This is a genomic window from Rossellomorea aquimaris (assembly GCF_020171925.1).
In the GTDB taxonomy this organism is placed as follows: Bacteria; Bacillota; Bacilli; order Bacillales; family Bacillaceae_B; genus Rossellomorea; species Rossellomorea aquimaris_F.
Genome location: NZ_JAIVAR010000008.1, coordinates 23,593 through 42,729, shown reverse-complemented (window position 1 = coordinate 42,729; position 19,137 = coordinate 23,593). Strand labels below are relative to the sequence as shown.

Genomic DNA, 19,137 nt, shown 5'->3' with positions numbered 1-19,137 from the left:
TATAATGAAACCAAATTAAGTAGAGGACGGTTATAGCCATGAAAGACATAACAGATACATGTGAGTTGGTCATTCTCGAAACCAGTGATATTCACGGAAATGTTTTCCCAATAAATTACGGGAATAATCAACAATCAAACTCAGGAATTGCAAAGATTTCAAGTCTTATTCACAAAGAGAAAAAGAAATCTGATTATACAATCCTTATTGATAATGGGGATGTCATTCAGGGAACACCACTAACCTATTTCTATGCCAAATTCCTTTCTGATAAACAAAATCCGATGATCAGCATTTTAAATCATTTACAATATGATTCTGCTGTCCTTGGGAATCATGAATTTAATTATGGAATGGAACTGCTAAAAAAATCAGTGGACGAATCTAATTTCCCTTGGATTTCTGCAAACATTCTCAATGAAGATAACAATCAACCAGCGGTTGGTCCTCCATATTTCATTAAAGAGTTTCCGAACGGTTTACGAATAGCGACCCTTGGAATCACGACCCATTATATCCCAAACTGGGAAAACCCCAGTCATATAGAAGGATTAACGTTTAATGATGCCTTTGAAACAGCCAAAAGATGGGTGAAATACATACAAGAAAACGAACAATATGATGTACTAATCGTTTCCTACCATGGAGGGTTTGAAAGAGATTTGACTTCCGGGAAGCCTACTGAATCATTAACAGGTGAGAACCAAGGTTTCCGCATCTGTCATGAAATAGAAGGAATTGATGTGCTACTGACTGGTCATCAACACCGAATGGTCTCCACGACTCTTAATGGGGTAACGATTGTGCAACCAGGGTTCAATGGCCAGGCTTTAGGAAAGGTAACGCTTAAACTAGAGCATCAAAATGGAAGGTGGCAAGTTGTAAGCCGTTCTTCCGAATTAATAGAGGTAGATCATACAATTGAAGCGGATGAAGAGGTTCTAGCATTAGCAAAAGACTTAGAGAAACAAACGCAAGATTGGCTGGATCAACCAATCGGTACGATTATCGGAGACATGTCTATTGTAAATTCCTTCGACGCTAGACTAGGAGATCATCCAATGATTGAATTCATCAATAAGGTGCAAATGGATGCAGCAGGCGTAGACATATCCAATACCGCACTTTTTAATAATGAATCTCCTGGTTTTTCAGAACGTGTGACAATGCGTGAAATTGTTTCCAACTATATATATCCAAATACCTTAAAAGTCATCAGAATCTCAGGACAGGACATTAAAGATGCCTTGGAGAAATGCGCAACATATTTCACCTTGAATGAGAAAAATGAAATTACAGTCAATCCCGAATTCGTTGAACCAAAGCCCCAGCATTATAACTATGATATGTGGGAAGGACTTGAATACGTCCTAAATATTTCGAAAGAGGTCGGTTCACGGGTGGAAAGACTTACGCGAAACGGAAAGCCACTCGATCTTACTGAACATTATGATGTAGTAATGAATAATTACAGGGCCGGTGGCGGTGGTGATTACGAAATGTTTAAAGATAAACCGGTGATAAAAGAAATTCAGACAGATATGACAGAACTACTCGCTGATTATTTTCTAAAAAGAAAAACCGTAGAAGCAACCTGTAACCATAATTGGAAAGTGACGCGTGAAAATTAGGCGGAGGCTATCTGATACCCATTCACTACGGCATATCTATTTGATGTTATTTTCCTATCTGAATCTGTCTTATCCATTCATGAACATGACTCGTCACAGCGACAAAAACAAGTTTCATATTATGTGTATCTACAAGTGATTCAGGAAATGAAAAAAGCTTCTCATAAGTTTGAGAAGCTTTTTTCATTTGCATTGCCTTTAGAATGATATACAGAATTTGCGGCTTTCTTCCGTGAGCGCCATGTACAAAGCCAGATACTGATTTCGTAGAGCAAAAACATGGGGATGAGTACAAATAGTTGGGATACGAAGTCTGGCGGCGTGATGACGGCCGATAACACTACGAGTCCTAAATAAACATATTTCCTATATTTTTTCATAAAACCGGGAGTCAATATTCCTATTTCGGTTAAAAATAATACGATCGCTGGCAATTCAAAGAGTAACCCTAAAGGAAAGACGATCTGAAATAAAAACTTGAAATATTTTTCCGCTGTGAACATCGTTTCAAACATCTCTTCGGACAGCGAAACGATAAAATCAAATACCATCGGGAATACGATAAAGTAACCAAATGCAAGACCACTCAAAAATAATAAGAATAACAATGGAATAAAAAACAAGGTTGCCCTACGTTCTTCTGGTTTCAATGCAGGCTTTACAAAAGCCCATACCTGATAGGTTAACAAAGGGATCAATAGAGTGAACGCACAAATACTGGAAATCGTGAAATATACCCATAGGATATCAGAAGGTCCCAGCACCGTAAGCTCAAGCCCTGCATCATTCAAGATCCATCGATAGATATGCTTTACACTTAAGAAGCCAGCAATCAATAGAACAGCATAAGCCACAGCCACTGTTATAATCCGTTGTCTCAATTCTTTCAAATGAATCTGGATGAACTCCTGCTTATTCATATCTACTCCTCCCTCTTAGAAAAAAGAGGAACCGGCTGCTCAACCAGCCAAGTTCCTCCTATTTCTACTCTTAGGATTCCTTTTGTATAGGAGCTGAGTCCTCTGTCTTGGCTTTTTTTGGTTCCTCATCTGACATTATTTCTTTGGTACCCTTCTTGAATTCACTCAGGGTCACCCCGAAAGATCGCCCTATTTCCGGAAGTTTTGATGGCCCGAATACAATTAATGCAATGATCAAAATTAAAATTAATCCTGGAATGCCAATACTTTGCAACATAAATACCCTCTCCTCCTTTTTTTATAGTAAGCTCCCTTTTAAAACATTAATTTTCACTTCACCATTTGGCACTTCACATTGCCATAAAAGCTTTCTGGTCGCTTGCGGTTTTTCAATATTATCTACCGAATATGCTGTCCATTTTGCTTTTGCCTTGGTAAGCTGCAACATTGCATATCCGTGCGTCGTACTGTCAAATAAGTCAATCCAAGGATTCTCGATTTTGATGATATTTTGAAGCTCTTTAAACAGCAACTCTGCCGTAATTGTTGTTCCTTCACTAAATTTCCCCTTCAAAGCCTTGACCAGTTCATCAGCGGCGTCCAATGGTATTGGACTAGAAACATCAGGTGCTGAATTTAGGGAGTTGCGAAGGGTTTCTCGTAAGTTACTTGACGTGATGGAGCCAACCATTAACTCCACCCCGAATTTTTCACCGTTAGGCACATAGTCGTTTTGCATATAAGACGCTTCAAATGTGTGGAAATCGCCAGTTAACGCAAGAAAGTTTTTTATCCCATTGTTTAACACCGTTTGGGCAATCTCACTTCTTTCATATGCGTAGCCATCCCATGCATCAAGGTTTAAATATTTTCCTAGTGCTTTCAATTGTGTTACCTGTACTTCATTCCCCCAAATCTTCCAGGTTCCCTTGGCATTTTTTAACTCATTTAAAAACCATTCCTTTTGCGTTTTCCCAAGCATTGTTCGACTAGAAAGGTTAATATCCTCACAGCCCTGCGCCAGATAACGGTCTAGCGTTTCTTCTCCGCAAGGGTGCGCACTTCTGTAAAGTCTTTCATCCGTCATGATGATGGATGCAAGATTTCCTAACACTATCGAACGATAAATTTTAACGGAATCCTCAAACGTTCCATTTGGATTGTATGGGACACGAGCCGGAATATACTCAAACCAGACTTGATTAGCAATGAGGCGTCGAGCAGGATCCGACTCAGGATTATCATCAGGTGCGACCGCAGGATAATACGTGTCGTTTGCAAACTCATGATCATCCCAAATTCCGATCATCGCATGGTTTTCATGAAGCTTTTGTAGGTCTTTGTCCGAACGATACGTCTGGTATAGCTTACGATAGTCCTGAATGGTAAATGCCTTTCCTTGTCCACTCGGGAGTGTAATTTGACGTTCTTCCAGGTTCCCTTGGTAGGCAGCGTCTCCTACGGATTCATAAATGTAGTCTCCAAGATGCAGGAAGAAGTCCATTTCCTCATCTGCCATATAACCAAGAGCGTTAAAAAAACCATTGGTATAATCCTGACAGGAAACATACCCGATGGTTGCAGACTGAACATCTGCTCCTTCTGTTGGCAATGTCTTAAATCGGCCTGTCCTACTTACAAGCCCACTTTTTGTAATGAAGCGGTAGTAGTATGTCTGTTGGGAAGCAAGTACACCATCTAAATCGACACGTACTACGTGGTCATGGTCCTTCCAGATTGGCGAGAAGCCTCTCATCTCCACTTCAGAAAAATCCGCTTTTTTACTTATCTCAAACATAATGAATTTACCCTGATTAATTCCTTCTTCTAAAGATGTATCATTAGTTGCTTTATTTTCAAGCCAATAAATGACTTCGCTAGAGAATTCTTTATCCGTTAATCCAGTTTCCATAGAAGGATCCACCCTTGTCCAAAGCATAGCACCAGTTGGCGTAGGATCTCCTGAAGCAATCGACTGCGGGAATCCTTTTCCAGCACCTTGTGTTGCAGCATATGGCTCAACCGTTGTTGCTGCTTCTGCCGTGGAGACCATTGACGTCAATCGAGAGATTCCGGATGTCTCTAATGCCATTACCGCAGATCCTGCTAAGAAGTACTTCAAAAACGTTCTGCGTGATTGATCATAGTTGTTGCTTGTTTGATGAAGCTCCTTTTTCTTATCCAAGGTGATTCCTCCTTTAAGTGAATTCACCATTTATCTTACTATCAGAATTTCAAGTCAATGATAAGGAGTTATTACAAAGTAATTAGAGAAAAGTTAAAGGATAGAAATAAATACGGATTTATTTGTCTCTTTATAAAAGAAATGACTTGAAAAGAAAATAGTGGGTGTAATAAGAAGGGGATTGAATAGAAAATAGACATAAATACAGAAAACAAATAACGCTAGTAGAGCTAGCAGGGAGAAATAATTAACTTAAGGACCTTGAAAAGTCTAGATGGCACAAGTCTCTAGGTTACAAAGAATAGGTATAGATCAATCCTATCCTAATAAAAGAGGTGCGTTTTATGATATCAGATATAAAAAAAGAAGCTTCCCACAAGTGTCAACTCATGAGAAACTCCTTTTTCACCTCATTAGTAGTAAGATGGTTGCATTTCACTCTCACCTTACTCAAAAACCCATTCACATCAAGGGTTTGAGGGCGTTATTACATCATGCCGCCCATGATACAATCCAGTTTTTATAAGTATTTATTATTTTTTTCTGTAGCATATGTCCATATTTCAATTAAATACAGTTCGATAAATCCAGTTCAGTTCTATCACTCAAATAAGTTCGTGGTCACCTTGTGGTCAACCATTAATCACTGAAGTAGTTAAAGAAAGAACTCGATAATAATAACATTAACTCTGCGTTAGTTTCTATTCTTAAATTCCAGTTATTTTAGAATCTCTACAAGTCGCACTCCTTGTTCGACTAGATCTAAATTAAATGGAAGTTGGGTTAGAGTATCGTCTAGTAGAGATTTATGTTCACTAATTGTCGTCCACTTACCTTTTTCAAGCCACAGTATTTTTCCAGAGGTAGTGACAAGCTTACTACGATCAGTTGATTTTGCAAGGCTGCTGTCTTTATTGCAAAGATGTGGCTTTTCATTAATGACCGCTTCATAAATAGGATTGATATGCATAGCTTGAACAGTTTTACCGCTCAGCTTCTCAATCAGAAACTCATCCTCATGTTCAAAAACAAAAGTTAGGTGTGAGGCATTGAATATAACGGGATATTTTACAAAATAGTATGCGTAATGAGTTTTTTCCCATGTATTATTTGTCTCAATTATCTTCTGAAGAGTTTCTTGTACTGATTGTTTTTTTGTTGAAAAATAGTGTTCCAATAATTCATTCCAAACTTTTTGAAGTTTGGGGGATGTCCATATGAATGACTTTCGAAAATTCCCACCATATAAATATCTTTCGCAATTAAAGAAATCCCCAAGCGATGAGTACCCAAGATGATGCTTATAGTCCTCAAAAGTTAGCAATGCTCTTGCAATTAGCCCTTGATCTACCCCTAACATTTCTTTTACAAGAGGGTATAAGTCATCACCATATTTTTTTAACGGCTCGCGTAGAACGGTGAGATTTCCTGAAATCTCCCGTAAATCTTCTAGCTTAAATAAGACTTCCCTTAAACTTGGTTTTTCATTAATTAACTGAGCTTTAAAGCGTTCCTGCTCAAAACTGTCTCGGGTATAACCAGGTAACTTTTTATTTGCTTGCAATGTGGTATATGGATTGTTATGACTTTCAATCAATACATCAACTGCCTTAAAAATTTCTCCAATATCATCATAACGTAAGTTAGAGATATATTCGCCTTGTCTTTCTTGTCGAACACGTTGAACGAGATTTCGAATTATACGTAAGATATCTGGTAGTTCCTCTTTTTTCCCATGAAGCAGAGCTTGTGTAACGGTATAAAAATAAATTCGCTCTGGAAGGGTAACATTTCCGCTTTCGACCAGCTTTTTGAAGATATTGGGTTCTGTAATAAATAATGGCGTCTCCTTTTCAATATTTAGAAATAACTCATTTATGTCAGTAACTTGACACCAGATTTCTAATACATCAAAAAGATACTTCACTGCGATTTCTTCATTATATATTCCGCTGAGCACATCCATATCAATATATCGCTTATTTTGAAATATATCCGAAGGGATATCTTTCTTCATTTGTAGAACAGATGATACAAAAGTAAAAATGTTTAAAAATGGACGATCTATTGTTTTCTCCGGCCCTAAATGTGACCATAATAAATTGGTCCAATCCTGATCAAGCTTAGATGAAAACTCACTTATCTCTTCGTCATATCCAAGAGATTCAAGCAATTGTTCAAATTGTGCTTTAAAATTCTCAAACGAGGTTAAAGCTCTCCCTCTTGCATTCATCTTAATATATAATTCTTCATCTAATTGGTATTCATCAAGGTCCATAAATGCAAATGTGATTGGACAATCATCACTTAAAAGAACTGGTAATGCTTTTGGGGTGAATAATTTCATCTCCAAATGAATCTTATCAAGCATCTCTAGCATTCCTTTAATATTCGGATCAAAATTCCATTGGTGACGAAACCACTTTTCATTACGAATTACCGCAGATAAGAAACCCTGTGAAAATTCTTCTTTCGTAATGCTACTCTCAATTAAATGATCAATAAACTCCTTTGTTGTAAGTCGCGTTTCATACGAAAAACGTTTTAAAAGCCCCCCTAACTTCCCATCCTCCTTTATATTTAAATACCAATGCAATAAAAATAAAGTTGTCAGTCTTTGTTGTCCATCTAAAGGAAAAAGGACCATTTCATCATTTTTCTCCTTAATAGTTCCATATATAAAATCAAAATCTAGCGGCTCACCTTGAAGTGCTTTTTTAAGTGAAGGCACAAGTTTGTCGCGAACATCTTTCGCTTTCTCATCTTTTCTTCCTTGAGCATAATCCCGCTGAATTATCGGGACACATATTCGGTATTCTTCCAATAACTTCAAAAAAGTATATCTCATAAAGATTCCACCTCCTTTACAAATCTGGAAAGCGTACCCTTAATTGCAGCAAGGTAATTTTGACGGTCGCTTTGTGTCCAGACCTCAAAGCTATCAACTTGCGCACTGTAATATTTCATAAATGTGTTACGTGTAGCAAGTGGTACGAAGCAACCCTCTTGGTCATATTTAATTAGACGTTTATATTTTACAGGATAGAAGTGATTGCTTAAGCGACTGTTAGTAGCCTGATCTAGTAATACCAAATTTTCAATCCCATCACTTTCGTAGGCTAGCTCACCTCGTAGTTGTTCAAACACAGTTTGGGATAGTTGTTCAAATTCAATTTCTGTTAGTTTTTCTATATCGACTTTTTTTAGTCGGATCACTAAATCCTTATAATCTTTTTGAATTTCCAAGAAATTAATTGCATCAATAATCCAAACAGACCATTGTGCTTTTGTACGCAGCCCCTCTGTATTTCGAGCATGGATATGCTCTAGACTCCAACTTTTATTGCTATGATACTTATCGAACGGGAACATACTGTTTGATTGTTGCTGATTGAGCATAGTAAGAACATTGAAGAGTAATAAGACTTGTTTAATTTCCTCATAATTATTATAATAATCAAGCTCTTCTAATCGATCTACACGGATGGTTTTAATGATTTCTTGACCAAGCATTTCCTTAAAATGTTTCTTCGAGGCAACTTTATCACTATTAAATAGTGTAATATACTTTGTGATAGGTGCTTTGATTGTTAAATAACCTATATAATGGTATAACTCTCTATCTTCGAACCATTCTTCAAGTATTGCCATTATAGCCAAGATGTCTTTCCAGATTTCTGTTGGTTTATACTCCTGTAATTCATAAAATGTATAGTAGGGATCAGCCTGAGTCATTGTTGTGTTATTAGCAATAATGTCAAATAAGAACTCAATTCGATTTTCATAATGTTTGTTCACACCAAGAAAATACCATAATGAATTTCTATGTAAAGATCGTTCAATATGATCCCACTGCGTCGATAATTCGACCCGCTCTTTATAATCAAGATCGATCATTAACCTGGCCTTCATGAGTTCTGCACTTGTTAATGGGATTTTACCTACATTTAGTCGACTAAATACCTCACGCTCTTTTGTTGTAGAATGGACCTCATACCATATAACTTTCACTTGTTCTCCAAGCATAATAGAAAACTTTTTCTTGACCGTTTGTCTATTAGTTTGAATTCCTTCAAACCAACTTACTACTGTAGAATAGGCTTCTCGCATAAAGTGAAAATCAATATTGTTATGGACTTCTTCTAATTCTTCCTGACTTCCTAAGCCCCGTAAAAAATCCGTACTTCCTTTACGTGTCTGATACTCTAATTCATATGAATCTTCCTTTAGGAAAGATAATATAATTGAAATTGTAGTTAATCGCTGTTGTCCATCAATTACTTCATAGCTACTATCCTTACGTTTCCGTACAACCAACGGCTGTAAGCAATAAAAAGCCTTTGGATCCCCAAAGCTTTTTCCCATAAACTCGTATAAATCGTCTAGTAAATTTTCTACTTGAGTAGCTGTCCAACGATAACCACGTTGATACGAAGGAATGTAAAAATGACCTACATCGATTAATTCGTTAACCGACCTCAACATAATATGCTCCATTTACTGTCCCCCTTTTTGATTATTATACAATATTTAGAAATTTAAATAAGTAAATTAGAAATAGAGATATTAACCTCCCTACTCTTTCTTTCCGTGGCAGCATAACTATATCTTTCTAAACACTATAAAATACTTATGAATAAAGACCTATTATTCAGGAGGATTTTTTAGGAATATTAGTAAAAAGAAGTTAGGGGAATTAGAGAAATGATAATAGGGAAATAAAAAAAAGAAGACTAACCCTAGGTGGTAGAATTAAAAGATTTTGGAGAAAATAATAAATTTCAAGAAAACAACAAAAGGAACCCCCGACTTTGAGCGTTCCCCCTTATAATTTTAGTAATTTCCCTTATTCATCATTTCCTGCTTTACTAAGACTAACCATTTCTTGATAAGCAGAAATGGAAACCTCAAGGTGCTTTGGATTAGGTTTTGAGGTAAAAAGGAACCATTGTAAAGTATAGCTGAAAGCATATACCGGTGTAAGTGCTCTTTTAATCCACATATGATTAATTTTGTAAACTTCATAACCAAAACTGAATGAAAGAAAACCTCCAAGAAACTTGTTATCCAGCAGATAATAAAAGATAGAATAAAAGATTAAAATAAACACCAGAAGGTTCGTACCACATTGCTTATGTACTCTCGAGTACATTTGAACATTCTGTAAAGATATGTCTTGTGAGTCTTCGTAAGCATTATCCACCATATGTTCTGCACTATGGTATTTTCCCACTTCAGTGATTTTTATAAATATTGAAGCACACATTAAAACTCCCAAAAGGAAAATAAAATGATACGGTGGGGTAAAAAAAAGATAAAAAAGGCTGCTTGTATCTCTCTCAGTTGTCTCATGTGTTACATTCTGTAAGATTAACATGGTGAAAAACAGAACTAAAGTTATTAGGTAGAGTCTCCAGTTTAATATCACCAATTCTATCATTAACCACATACCTCTTATGAAAGGAATCTTATCAAATAACTTCCCCACTTTTGTTCCATTACTTCCATTTGTGGAAACTACATTCACCTCGATACATCCGTCTTTCTTTCTACTTGCCTTTACTCTATGACTTCGGTTATAGAATATCACAGAGTTAAAGCCCGCTTGCCCGCCAGATATTAAACTCATCTTCTCCCCCCCTTGAAGAGTTTGTTTTATCCAATCATTTTTATGGTTATAGTTCTGTCTATCCTATAGAATTTTGAAGTAGCTTCTGTATTTTCCTAGCATATTTTGATTCTTCAATAGTTGGGATAACTTGATTATTCGTTTTACCATCAGCTATACTGTTTATCCATATAACCTCAGTCGAAGGTAGATCAATTTTGTTTTTAATGCAGTGATTAAAGAAGTCTAGCTTAGTTTCAATTATTGACATTCCCCTTCTTTTGAGCCTTTTATAAATATTTGTACCATTAAGTAACAAGTCACTCTCTCTGGCAACTTTATAGTCATTTATGGATAAAATTTGACTATAAGATTCAAGCATATACTCAAACGTTGAAAATGCTAGCTGTCTAATTTCATTTTGCTTTTTGATATTTTCTTTATTTAAATGGGTTTGCTCATTGATATTTAGAACTCTTATAATATCTGCCACTCTTGCCCGTTGCTCTTCATTAACCTTATTTTTTATATTTCGGCCAATGTTTTGTTTTACTTTAATTAACCAAAGTATTTCCCTATCGGGAATAAGGATCTGGTTTTGCACACAATAATCAAACAGTTTTAATTTCTCGTCAATAAATTTTATTTTTGAAATACGCTTATTTAGTTCTTGTAGCTTATCATCATATACCTTGGCTTGGATTTCGGCTCTATTCAGAATATACCCAAACTCCCTAAGCATGTATAAAAAGCTTTCCAGTATCTTATCTTCATCCCAGTAACCACGTGGCTTGAATCGTGTTTTCATATTAAATATCTCTGCAAATTCTTCATATGTACTATGTCGACGTATAATTTCAAAATAAATTGATCGATATCCGTTATTGACCAAGGTAGTCGTATTTGGGAGAAACTCCGGATCCTCGCTAATCTCCATAACTTTAGAAAACAACTCTTCATCACTAAGTAGACCAGAGGGGATAAATTTACTTTTCTCTATATATTTGTAAGGAAGGTTATGATATTCAGAAAAGATATCGAATAGTGATTCTTGTATACTTCTATAATTTTGTTTTTCAAAAGTTTCTGGCCCCTCTATGCTAATATACTTACCTTCAAAATAGTCTTCATAAAGCCTTTCCTTTTCAAGCCTAGTCACGTTATATTCAACACCCCGGGTGGATAGGTTATCTTTTTCAAATCCCCATACCTCTACATGTAGTTCTCTTTCTCCTGGGATAGGAATAAGAAAATCACTCCGATAGTCCATATTGGGAAAAGGGGATTGCTCTCTTTTATAAGGAATCTTATTCTCGAATAAGTAGTTTGCTACATACACTTCATACTTACTTGAATTATAAAATCCACTGTTATCCCGCAAGTCCTCTTTATTATCTAGACCAAGCCTTCTTTTTATTTCATATATACCTCCATGATATTCTAATACTCTGTATCCCACTTTCAATTCTTTCATAATTATACTACTTGTTGGGAAAACATTATTATGCTTTGCCATCAGCTTCTTAATTGCTTCATAAAACACAAATTCATCCTGATAAAAATCTGAAGATTTACGAGGTGCCACCAAATTAATATCAAGATTATGCTTAATTGCAATACCAATTGCCATAGTAGAAATACTTTTTGGGCTAGGGTTTCCTCTTTTATTTACTAAATTACTATGTAACTTCTTCCCTTCGGGATTATCTTTCATCCTATAAATGGTTCCGTACTTAAGGATATACTTTTCTAATTCCCTCCTACGATTTTCATCAAAAGTCCAATAACCATTGTCTTCTTTTTTTAACATTCCTCTATGTTGTTTATAGATCAAAACATCACGAAACTTTTTATACTTACATTTATCACAACAATCCTTTTTTACAAACTCCCTTTCTTTTAAATAATGCGAATATTGTTTCCATAGACTATTTTTCTTCCTTACTGTTATACCCTCCTCTAAACAGTAATCACATATTACATCAACTGGTGTATCAGAGTATTGGGCTAAATGCTCAACTCTGACAGGAAACCAAACATTCATTTTTGTGAAAGTATAACCCAGCTCTATAAACCTTTTTTTGTTTCTGGCGTTCCACCTTACAAATGTTCCTTTAGTCATAAGCACAGCTTTGCTCCCTCCCAACGAAAAAAACACTTTACTCTATTCCCTTTGACCCAGGGCTAGATTTGTTCTATATTCATTTTGGACGTCCTGCTTTCTCACAGATAAAGACGTGAGTAGGTACTTTACCAGTTAGCATAATATAGAAAGGTTAGGGAATGATATGGTCAACTGGACTCTTTAAATTGAGGATGCTCGCTCTAAGTATATTAATTTAGTAATCGACCTGATTTTGAATCTTTTTCATCTGATCGTCCAACCTTTTTTATACAGCGGGTTTAAAGATATTGCCAGTTCTTCTCTGTCATCAATTACATTCACAAAACTTCCACTTTCATCAGGTAACTGAGAATAATGAAGATAAAAATTAACCATACCAGAAGGAACTTTAACCTTATTTGACATCCATGAATTCATTTCTTCCCTTGATACAAAAATCCCCTCTATATTACCTTTCTTTTCTGTTACATATTGGGTTTTTTCATCCGCCTTTACTAAAAGAGCATAGTAGTCATAAGACTTAAAGATATTTTGTGACCCTTTATTCCATGCTTTTAACCGATTAGGCTTATAATCCATCCCTTCATCAAAGGTAGAATAATCACGTGAAGAACTAATATATACACTTATCGTTTCTCCTCTGTATCTACATGTAAGTACATTATGTTTTTGGGTAACAAATTCAATTCCCTCATTAGCTTCTATTAATTTTCCGCGAGTAAAATCGATCATTTCCGCTCTAGTAAATGTCCGTTTTTTCCGCTTATTTTCATTGTGAGAATGTACCACTGTGTTATTTTCCTCCTTTTCCCCTCATATTACTCGTTATATGATTCGCCCACTAAATTTTTTTAGTTGAACCTTTACACTATATAAAAATAAGACCTTGCCCCTCAGCCAAGGTCTTATTTTGTTTACCCTTTAACATTCTCTTTTTCAAATACTTTAGAAAGGGATTTTAACAGTTCAGCATCGAGCTCAATGTTATTTTCATAAGCATATTTAATACCATATCCCAAACCAAGAGTCACACTTCCTGCTACTCCAGCTCCAAGAACTGACTTAGCCCCCGGGATTTTATTAAGAGCTTTCTTAAATATACTTTTTCCTATTTTTCCAGTCATAGTTGCTATGACTAGCTCTTTAGCTCTATCTTTTGTTATAGGTTTCTCATACAATGCGGCTAACTTTACCATGAGCCCCACCTGTATCACCGTTAGAGGTTTAGTGTCTGATTCCAAAAGCGGATATGCTCCTATTGCTGCAGCAGAAGTTGAAGCTCCTAATATCCACCTATTAGCTATAGAAGATTTTTCTCTAACATGCTTAGCGAATAAAATATCCTTTTTTTTAAGCATAAGGATATCTAGGATAGTACTTCTTAATAAATCGATATTCTCGCCTGTTTTAGAAGAAATAGGAGTAACTTTATAGTTATTGCCTGTATTATCTCGAATATATTTTACAAGGTTAGGTATATCTTCGGCAGCATCTATTTTATTTAATACAAAAATTATTTCCTTGTTAACCTTACTTATTTTTTCAAAGTACTTTTTTTCACCCTCTGAAAATACAGTTCCAGCCGCGTTCAAGAAAAATAAAATTACATCTGCTTCCTTAAAGAACTTAAAAGTTTCTTCCGAATTTTCTCTATTAATATCATTCAACCCTGGAGTATCAGCAAAGATAATTTTATCCTTATATTTATACTTTTTAACATTAGTAGTCTCTCCCGGCTTAGAACCCACCGATGCTACTTCATCTCCAATTAGTTTGTTGATTGTTGAAGACTTGCCAGAATTGACGTCTCCGATCATAGCAAACAAAATTTCTTTTTTAAGTTGTTCATTGACACTATTTATTTCTTCTTCGTACGCTTTGTCGAATTCTTTATCATCAAATTTAACCAAAAGATTCACTCCCTTTTCTGAATTTTAACAAAAGTAATAGGACTCTCCATTTGTTTTTTTGTCTACAGCAGGCGGTTTTACTTTGAAAAATACATTGCATATCTTAACTAAATTCAAAATTCCTATTGATCAAACAGAATTTTTTGTTATTAAATAAAGGAAAAACTACTTTACCATTCATTCGTGCATATGCAGTGATAAATTAGAATGATATATCTTCTGCGATTGCAATTCCGTTACTGGTGATAATTAAAACGTCTTTCGCCTTTATAGAACCCATTATTCTATCTAGGCGAACGATACATCCCTTTTGACTAAATTTAAAAGGGTTAATCCTTATAGAAGAAAAAGCCTTTATCTTCATTTATTCAGGAGTAATTATTTTATTAGCAGCTGGACTACCAGTTTTCTTTTTATGTTTCTGTGTGTGAGCATCTTGATATGTAATATCTAGCACAAAATCTTTTTGAAATTCATTTCTCATTTTCAATATTGAAATTATAGCTGGGCTTTCTGCATTAATTTTATCATTCGTAGTAATATCAAGTTCATCACAATCATATACATCTAAACCATTAAGCTTAACCTTCAAAAGTATAGCTTCATGACCTTTATTCTTTAAGACAATTTTCCGGCCAGCATTCTTCGTATAGGCAGAGAATTTAGCTTTTAGTTTATTTTCCTTTTGTTCTTTTTTATCTTTTAATTCTTCAATAATTTTCTTTATTGTAAGTACATTCCTAGAAAAAGAAACTACCCCTATAATATAGCCCAAAATTACTGAACCGCTGATAATTTCCCAGTTTTCTTTTAAGAATAAAAAAACACTGTTAAAGTCCAATATTAATTCCCTCTTTCCAATGTATCTATTTAACAAAATTACCTAAAACACTCTTCACTTCTCGTTAAACCTCGAATTTTTAAACATTGATAAATCCCTGATCAACCGTTCACTAATGATCCTTATACCAAATCTTTTATCGTGTTATGTATATAAAGATCAACTGGAAAGTTCAATACGGGTCTGCTCCAAATTATCGGAAATTTCAAACGGCAAATGAATTGTATCAGATTCTGCATTTCTTTTTTCAAGTTCAGAATTAAATAGTCCGTAGTTAATTAAATAATTCTTGTGATCATTTAACTGTGCATAAATCAATAATTTCACAAAATACTTATAATAATTATTGGTTTTCTCCGTTATACCATCAATTTTTTTAAGCGTTTTATTTAGTGAGGCTTCGTCCATGTTTTTAAGGAAAAACCAAGGAATATAATTTTCTTCTCCCAATAATACAATTCTTTCATTTAGAAAATCTAATTTACTTATAAACGCGAGTTTAATAGCTTTAATTAACCGGGGAAAGTTCTCTTCTTTTACAGGAATAGCAAATACTTTTCTTAATTCCACCATGTTTAGTTTCGAGATTTCCTTTATTTCTAATCGGAATTTCAAATCTAAAAATTCCGTAAACTCTTGAGCAGTCCTACAATCCTTTACAAATATTTCAATACAGTCAATTAGCACCTTATTGTAAACATGCTTAAAAATTATGGATAATGCTTCATTAAGGTTCCTACCCTCAAAATGGTCAAAGCGGAAAATGGGTTCAATAGAATCATCAAACCCTATATAAGCCAAAGTACCATTAGCGATAAGTTCAGGTCCCCATACTTTAGCTGTATAACAGGAATTTGCTAAAACAAATTTACTGTTAAAATATTTTGCATGCCTTAACTCTATAGATCTTTTGAATTCTCCTCTTCTGCTTTTTAATATTGCGTCTTCCCAGCCATGTGCAAATATAAAAACTAAATCTAAATTGCTTTGCCTAGTTTCTAAAGTACTTAAAAAATCCTTGTCATCCCAATGATCTATGATCATATCTGTTTGATCGGAAAATTGTCTTTTTAGGTAGCTTGTTGCCGATCTAAAAAACCTTATACCTTTACTTTTGGGAGAATAGTGAATTATGTTCATTTTAAAACCTCTTTTTATGATTCTAGATATTCTAATATTGACATTTCCAGCAAGTTATTTACGAACCGATTACCTGGTTCCTGATAGAGCCTAATAGCCTTAATTAAATCGTTTAACGGATATTTACTTCCATCAATATCTATCTGTAAATCATCAAGTATGTGAGAATATTTCACTAAATATTTTTCAAGAGTGTTACTGATCGGATCTGAGTTGCTGATTGCATCTATAACCGCTTCTATTATTAGCTGGTCTGACTCGTTTCCTACTTTTTCATACTTTAAAGGAAGTGTCTCACCACTCTTTGATAAAAATCTAAATACATCATTGTTAATTAGCTCTATAAGTTCACCTCTACTTATTTGATTTATACCATGCATCGTATAAAATATTATTTTACAGCGCTTATTAATAGTTTCCCTTATTTGTTTTACCAGCGTAATTCCCTTTGTATTCTGATCACCGGTATTAAAATCATAGTCAATTAAGACAACATCAATTACTTCATCTTTTCTGCTTAATCTTTCTATTGCAGATTGAATTGTCGGCTCCCATAAAAATGTGATTTTGTAGTTTAAGTTTTGATTTTCCTGTAAGTCTTCAAAAATACCTTCATATTCCGGAATCGTTTCTTCTGCGGTATTTACGTAATCATCAACTATTAAAAGTCTTCTTTCTAACATGCTTATTCCTACTTTCTTAGCTTCACTTGAAATTCAACGCCTACTTCAGTGTTCATTCCTAAATTTAATTCTCCGCTGTATTCACCAACAATCTCATCAACAATGGACAATCCTATACCAAACCCTTCAGTGGTTGAAAAGAAAGGATCGAAAATCCTATCTCGAAGGTGTTTCGGGATGCCAATTCCATTATCTTTAAACAATAAAATCAAGAACTTTTTGGTTTGGAAGATTTTTATGTGTAGCTCTCTTTTTCTATCAACTTGTTTAAGGGACTTAATTGAGTTGCTTATGAAGTTATTGAATATTGTCTTCAAATCTTCCTTATCAATTTTGTAAAAAATATTTCCTTCAATATCCATCGTTACTGAGATATCATGCGAGTTAAATTGGTCTTGAAAGTTAAATAAATAATTTTCTGTGAAATCCGGTACATTAATTTTCTCAGCTTCTCGCTTCCTGATTATGTGATCTCGTGCCGTTTTTAAATATTCTTTGGCATCATCAGCAAGGAGATTAATCTTGTTTAAATTCTCATTTATTGAACTAAGCAAGTCTGTTGAGCTTTCTCTTTCTTTTCGGATTTTCCGACGGACCGAAGAGGCTACCGTTTTGACTCTCTCAATTCTGATTAATCCTTCATGAATTATTTTATGGAGTAGAATCTCTCTTCCTGCTGCTCGTTGATAAACCTTTAATAACTCTTCTTGATTTTTGACAAATTCTAATTGATCAGATTGACTCTTTTTCACCAGACCTGAAATTTGTCTTAGCATCTTAGCAGTATCAGGGTCTGTTTTTTGCACATTTTTGGCAACTTTATTTAGCTCCAGAACCGCGGTATTAACATTTTCTTTGGCCTTCTTGAAACTTTCATTGTTTCCTTTTTTGAAGAAATACTTTTCAAGCGGCTTAAGAGCATAGTCCTTTAAGAAATCCTTTAGTTCAAAGAAATAATCATTTTCTTTTAAACCCTGACGATTTGTTAAGACTTCAATTTTCGGATTAAACGCCTTACTTATTTGAACAAAGCCTATTAAATCCCTTGTTCCAAAGAACCGAGAACTACCTTGAGCTTTTCTTCTATCTAACTCTAACCAATCATTATTATGCTCTCCATAGGGATGAATTCTAAAATCATCCCTATATAGGCGTACATTGCCAAATTCTCTGACCCTCATATCCATCTTTTTCTGAAAGCTAATTTTTGATCCTCTATCAAAAAAGTAAACTTCACTATAGATTGGACCAAATCCATAAGTATTTTCATACTCTTCATGGTATTCGATTCCATCCCTTGTTACAGTGTAGTTAATTTTAGTGGTATCATCCTTGCTAATCTCTGTTTTTATCCATAGCGGGGACAAATCAGAAAAATCATAAGGTTCAATCTCTATTTTATTAATCCCGAATTCAGGTGCATTCAAAATAATTTTAAAGTTATCATTAACGGGAAAAGGAGATTTGAAATGTTTTAAGTTCTTCTTTAAGGATTCAATCTTTTTGAAACTCCATTTATCTCGAAGTTCGCTAATCTCTAAAGTTACACCATCTTTTTCTTGAGTAGCGGACTGACTGTATGAAAACGGAATGTCTTCTAAGTTTTTAAAATCATCATCAAAAAGTTTCCAATCAAATTCCATTTCCACTTTTTTCTTAGTTCCTCTTTTTACAGAATATAAATTCAGGAAAGATCCCAATCTGTCAACAGAAAAACGTCCAATTCCTTTATCTCCATTTAGCGGCCGGTTAAAGATGTCCGAGCTGCCTTTATCTTTTTTACTATCAGTTCCTATAACCATCCATTTTTCTTCAATTTCTTGGAGACTCATTCCTGTCCCATTATCTGAAATGATAATTTTCCCTGAGCCTTCAAGAATATTATAAAAGTCAATTTCAACTTCGGTAGCATCAGCGTCATATGAGTTTTTAACCAACTCAAAAACTGCCGCTACTTCATCTGTCACAAGATCTTTTCCTACCAAGCTCTTTACATTGGTAGAAGCCTTAAAGTGTAATTTTTGCGCCATTACAACACACCCCAATACTTACAATAAAATAAATACCTACCATAAATATACTATAAATCCATTT

The 19,137-nt window shown here is 34.7% G+C and carries 14 protein-coding genes; 1 reads left to right on the top strand and 13 read right to left on the bottom strand.

Annotation, left to right across the window (positions count from 1 at the left end):
• Nucleotides 1–38: 38 nt before the first annotated feature.
• Nucleotides 39–1,631: a bifunctional metallophosphatase/5'-nucleotidase gene (locus LCM10_RS18625; protein ID WP_224877785.1), complete on the top strand. Its 1,593-nt coding sequence runs from the start codon at nucleotides 39–41 to the stop codon at nucleotides 1,629–1,631.
• Nucleotides 1,632–1,792: 161 nt separating this feature from the next.
• Here LCM10_RS18625 and tatC read toward each other — a convergent pair whose 3' ends face one another.
• The 13 genes from tatC to LCM10_RS18560 all read right to left on the bottom strand — a co-directional run bounded on the left by tatC (nucleotide 1,793) and on the right by LCM10_RS18560 (nucleotide 19,073).
• On the bottom strand, nucleotides 1,793–2,551 hold the full coding sequence (tatC, locus tag LCM10_RS18620; RefSeq protein ID WP_224877783.1) for a twin-arginine translocase subunit TatC: 759 nt from the start codon (nucleotides 2,549–2,551) through the stop codon (nucleotides 1,793–1,795).
• Nucleotides 2,552–2,621: 70 nt separating this feature from the next.
• Nucleotides 2,622–2,828, bottom strand: coding sequence for a twin-arginine translocase TatA/TatE family subunit (gene tatA / locus LCM10_RS18615; RefSeq protein ID WP_224877781.1), 207 nt, complete (start codon nucleotides 2,826–2,828; stop codon nucleotides 2,622–2,624).
• Between the two features lie 21 nt (nucleotides 2,829–2,849).
• Nucleotides 2,850–4,736, bottom strand: a complete 1,887-nt coding sequence (locus LCM10_RS18610; protein ID WP_224877779.1) for an alkaline phosphatase D family protein — start codon at nucleotides 4,734–4,736, stop codon at nucleotides 2,850–2,852.
• Nucleotides 4,737–5,454: 718 nt separating this feature from the next.
• Nucleotides 5,455–7,584, bottom strand: coding sequence for a DUF262 domain-containing protein (locus LCM10_RS18605; RefSeq protein WP_224877777.1), 2,130 nt, complete (start codon nucleotides 7,582–7,584; stop codon nucleotides 5,455–5,457).
• Complete coding sequence (locus tag LCM10_RS18600) at nucleotides 7,581–9,233, bottom strand: DUF262 domain-containing protein (protein ID WP_224877775.1); 1,653 nt, start codon at nucleotides 9,231–9,233, stop codon at nucleotides 7,581–7,583. The genes LCM10_RS18605 and LCM10_RS18600 overlap by 4 nt, the downstream gene beginning before the upstream one ends.
• A 349-nt stretch (nucleotides 9,234–9,582) precedes the next feature.
• Entirely contained in the window at nucleotides 9,583–10,365 is a 783-nt protein-coding gene (locus LCM10_RS18595) for a DUF1385 domain-containing protein (RefSeq protein WP_224877773.1), read from the bottom strand.
• Nucleotides 10,366–10,423: 58 nt separating this feature from the next.
• Entirely contained in the window at nucleotides 10,424–12,472 is a 2,049-nt protein-coding gene (locus tag LCM10_RS18590) for a hypothetical protein (RefSeq protein WP_224877771.1), read from the bottom strand.
• A 240-nt stretch (nucleotides 12,473–12,712) separates the two neighbouring features.
• Nucleotides 12,713–13,258: a hypothetical protein gene (locus LCM10_RS18585; RefSeq protein ID WP_224877769.1), complete on the bottom strand. Its 546-nt coding sequence runs from the start codon at nucleotides 13,256–13,258 to the stop codon at nucleotides 12,713–12,715.
• Between the two features lie 125 nt (nucleotides 13,259–13,383).
• On the bottom strand, nucleotides 13,384–14,379 hold the full coding sequence (locus tag LCM10_RS18580; protein ID WP_224877767.1) for a GTPase: 996 nt from the start codon (nucleotides 14,377–14,379) through the stop codon (nucleotides 13,384–13,386).
• Nucleotides 14,380–14,743: 364 nt separating this feature from the next.
• On the bottom strand, nucleotides 14,744–15,220 hold the full coding sequence (locus tag LCM10_RS18575) for a hypothetical protein (RefSeq protein ID WP_224877765.1): 477 nt from the start codon (nucleotides 15,218–15,220) through the stop codon (nucleotides 14,744–14,746).
• A 159-nt stretch (nucleotides 15,221–15,379) separates the two neighbouring features.
• On the bottom strand, nucleotides 15,380–16,360 hold the full coding sequence (locus LCM10_RS18570; protein WP_224877764.1) for a hypothetical protein: 981 nt from the start codon (nucleotides 16,358–16,360) through the stop codon (nucleotides 15,380–15,382).
• Nucleotides 16,361–16,374: 14 nt separating this feature from the next.
• Entirely contained in the window at nucleotides 16,375–17,043 is a 669-nt protein-coding gene (locus LCM10_RS18565; RefSeq protein WP_224877763.1) for a hypothetical protein, read from the bottom strand.
• 8 nt (nucleotides 17,044–17,051) lie between these two features.
• A complete protein-coding gene (locus tag LCM10_RS18560; protein ID WP_224877762.1) occupies nucleotides 17,052–19,073 on the bottom strand; it encodes a sensor histidine kinase in 2,022 nt (673 codons plus the stop codon).
• Between the last annotated feature and the right edge of the window lie 64 nt (nucleotides 19,074–19,137).

Excerpts from the sequence above, each read along its gene's own strand:
- LCM10_RS18625 (WP_224877785.1), top strand. The coding sequence starts at position 39 with ATGAAAGACATAACAGATACATGTGAGTTGGTCATTCTCGAAACCAGT.
- tatC (WP_224877783.1), bottom strand. The coding sequence starts at position 2,551 with ATGAATAAGCAGGAGTTCATCCAGATTCATTTGAAAGAATTGAGACAA.
- tatA (WP_224877781.1), bottom strand. The coding sequence starts at position 2,828 with ATGTTGCAAAGTATTGGCATTCCAGGATTAATTTTAATTTTGATCATT.
- LCM10_RS18605 (WP_224877777.1), bottom strand. The coding sequence starts at position 7,584 with ATGAGATATACTTTTTTGAAGTTATTGGAAGAATACCGAATATGTGTC.
- LCM10_RS18600 (WP_224877775.1), bottom strand. The coding sequence starts at position 9,233 with ATGGAGCATATTATGTTGAGGTCGGTTAACGAATTAATCGATGTAGGT.
- LCM10_RS18595 (WP_224877773.1), bottom strand. The coding sequence starts at position 10,365 with ATGAGTTTAATATCTGGCGGGCAAGCGGGCTTTAACTCTGTGATATTC.
- LCM10_RS18570 (WP_224877764.1), bottom strand. The coding sequence starts at position 16,360 with ATGAACATAATTCACTATTCTCCCAAAAGTAAAGGTATAAGGTTTTTT.
- LCM10_RS18565 (WP_224877763.1), bottom strand. The coding sequence starts at position 17,043 with ATGTTAGAAAGAAGACTTTTAATAGTTGATGATTACGTAAATACCGCA.
- LCM10_RS18560 (WP_224877762.1), bottom strand. The coding sequence starts at position 19,073 with ATGGCGCAAAAATTACACTTTAAGGCTTCTACCAATGTAAAGAGCTTG.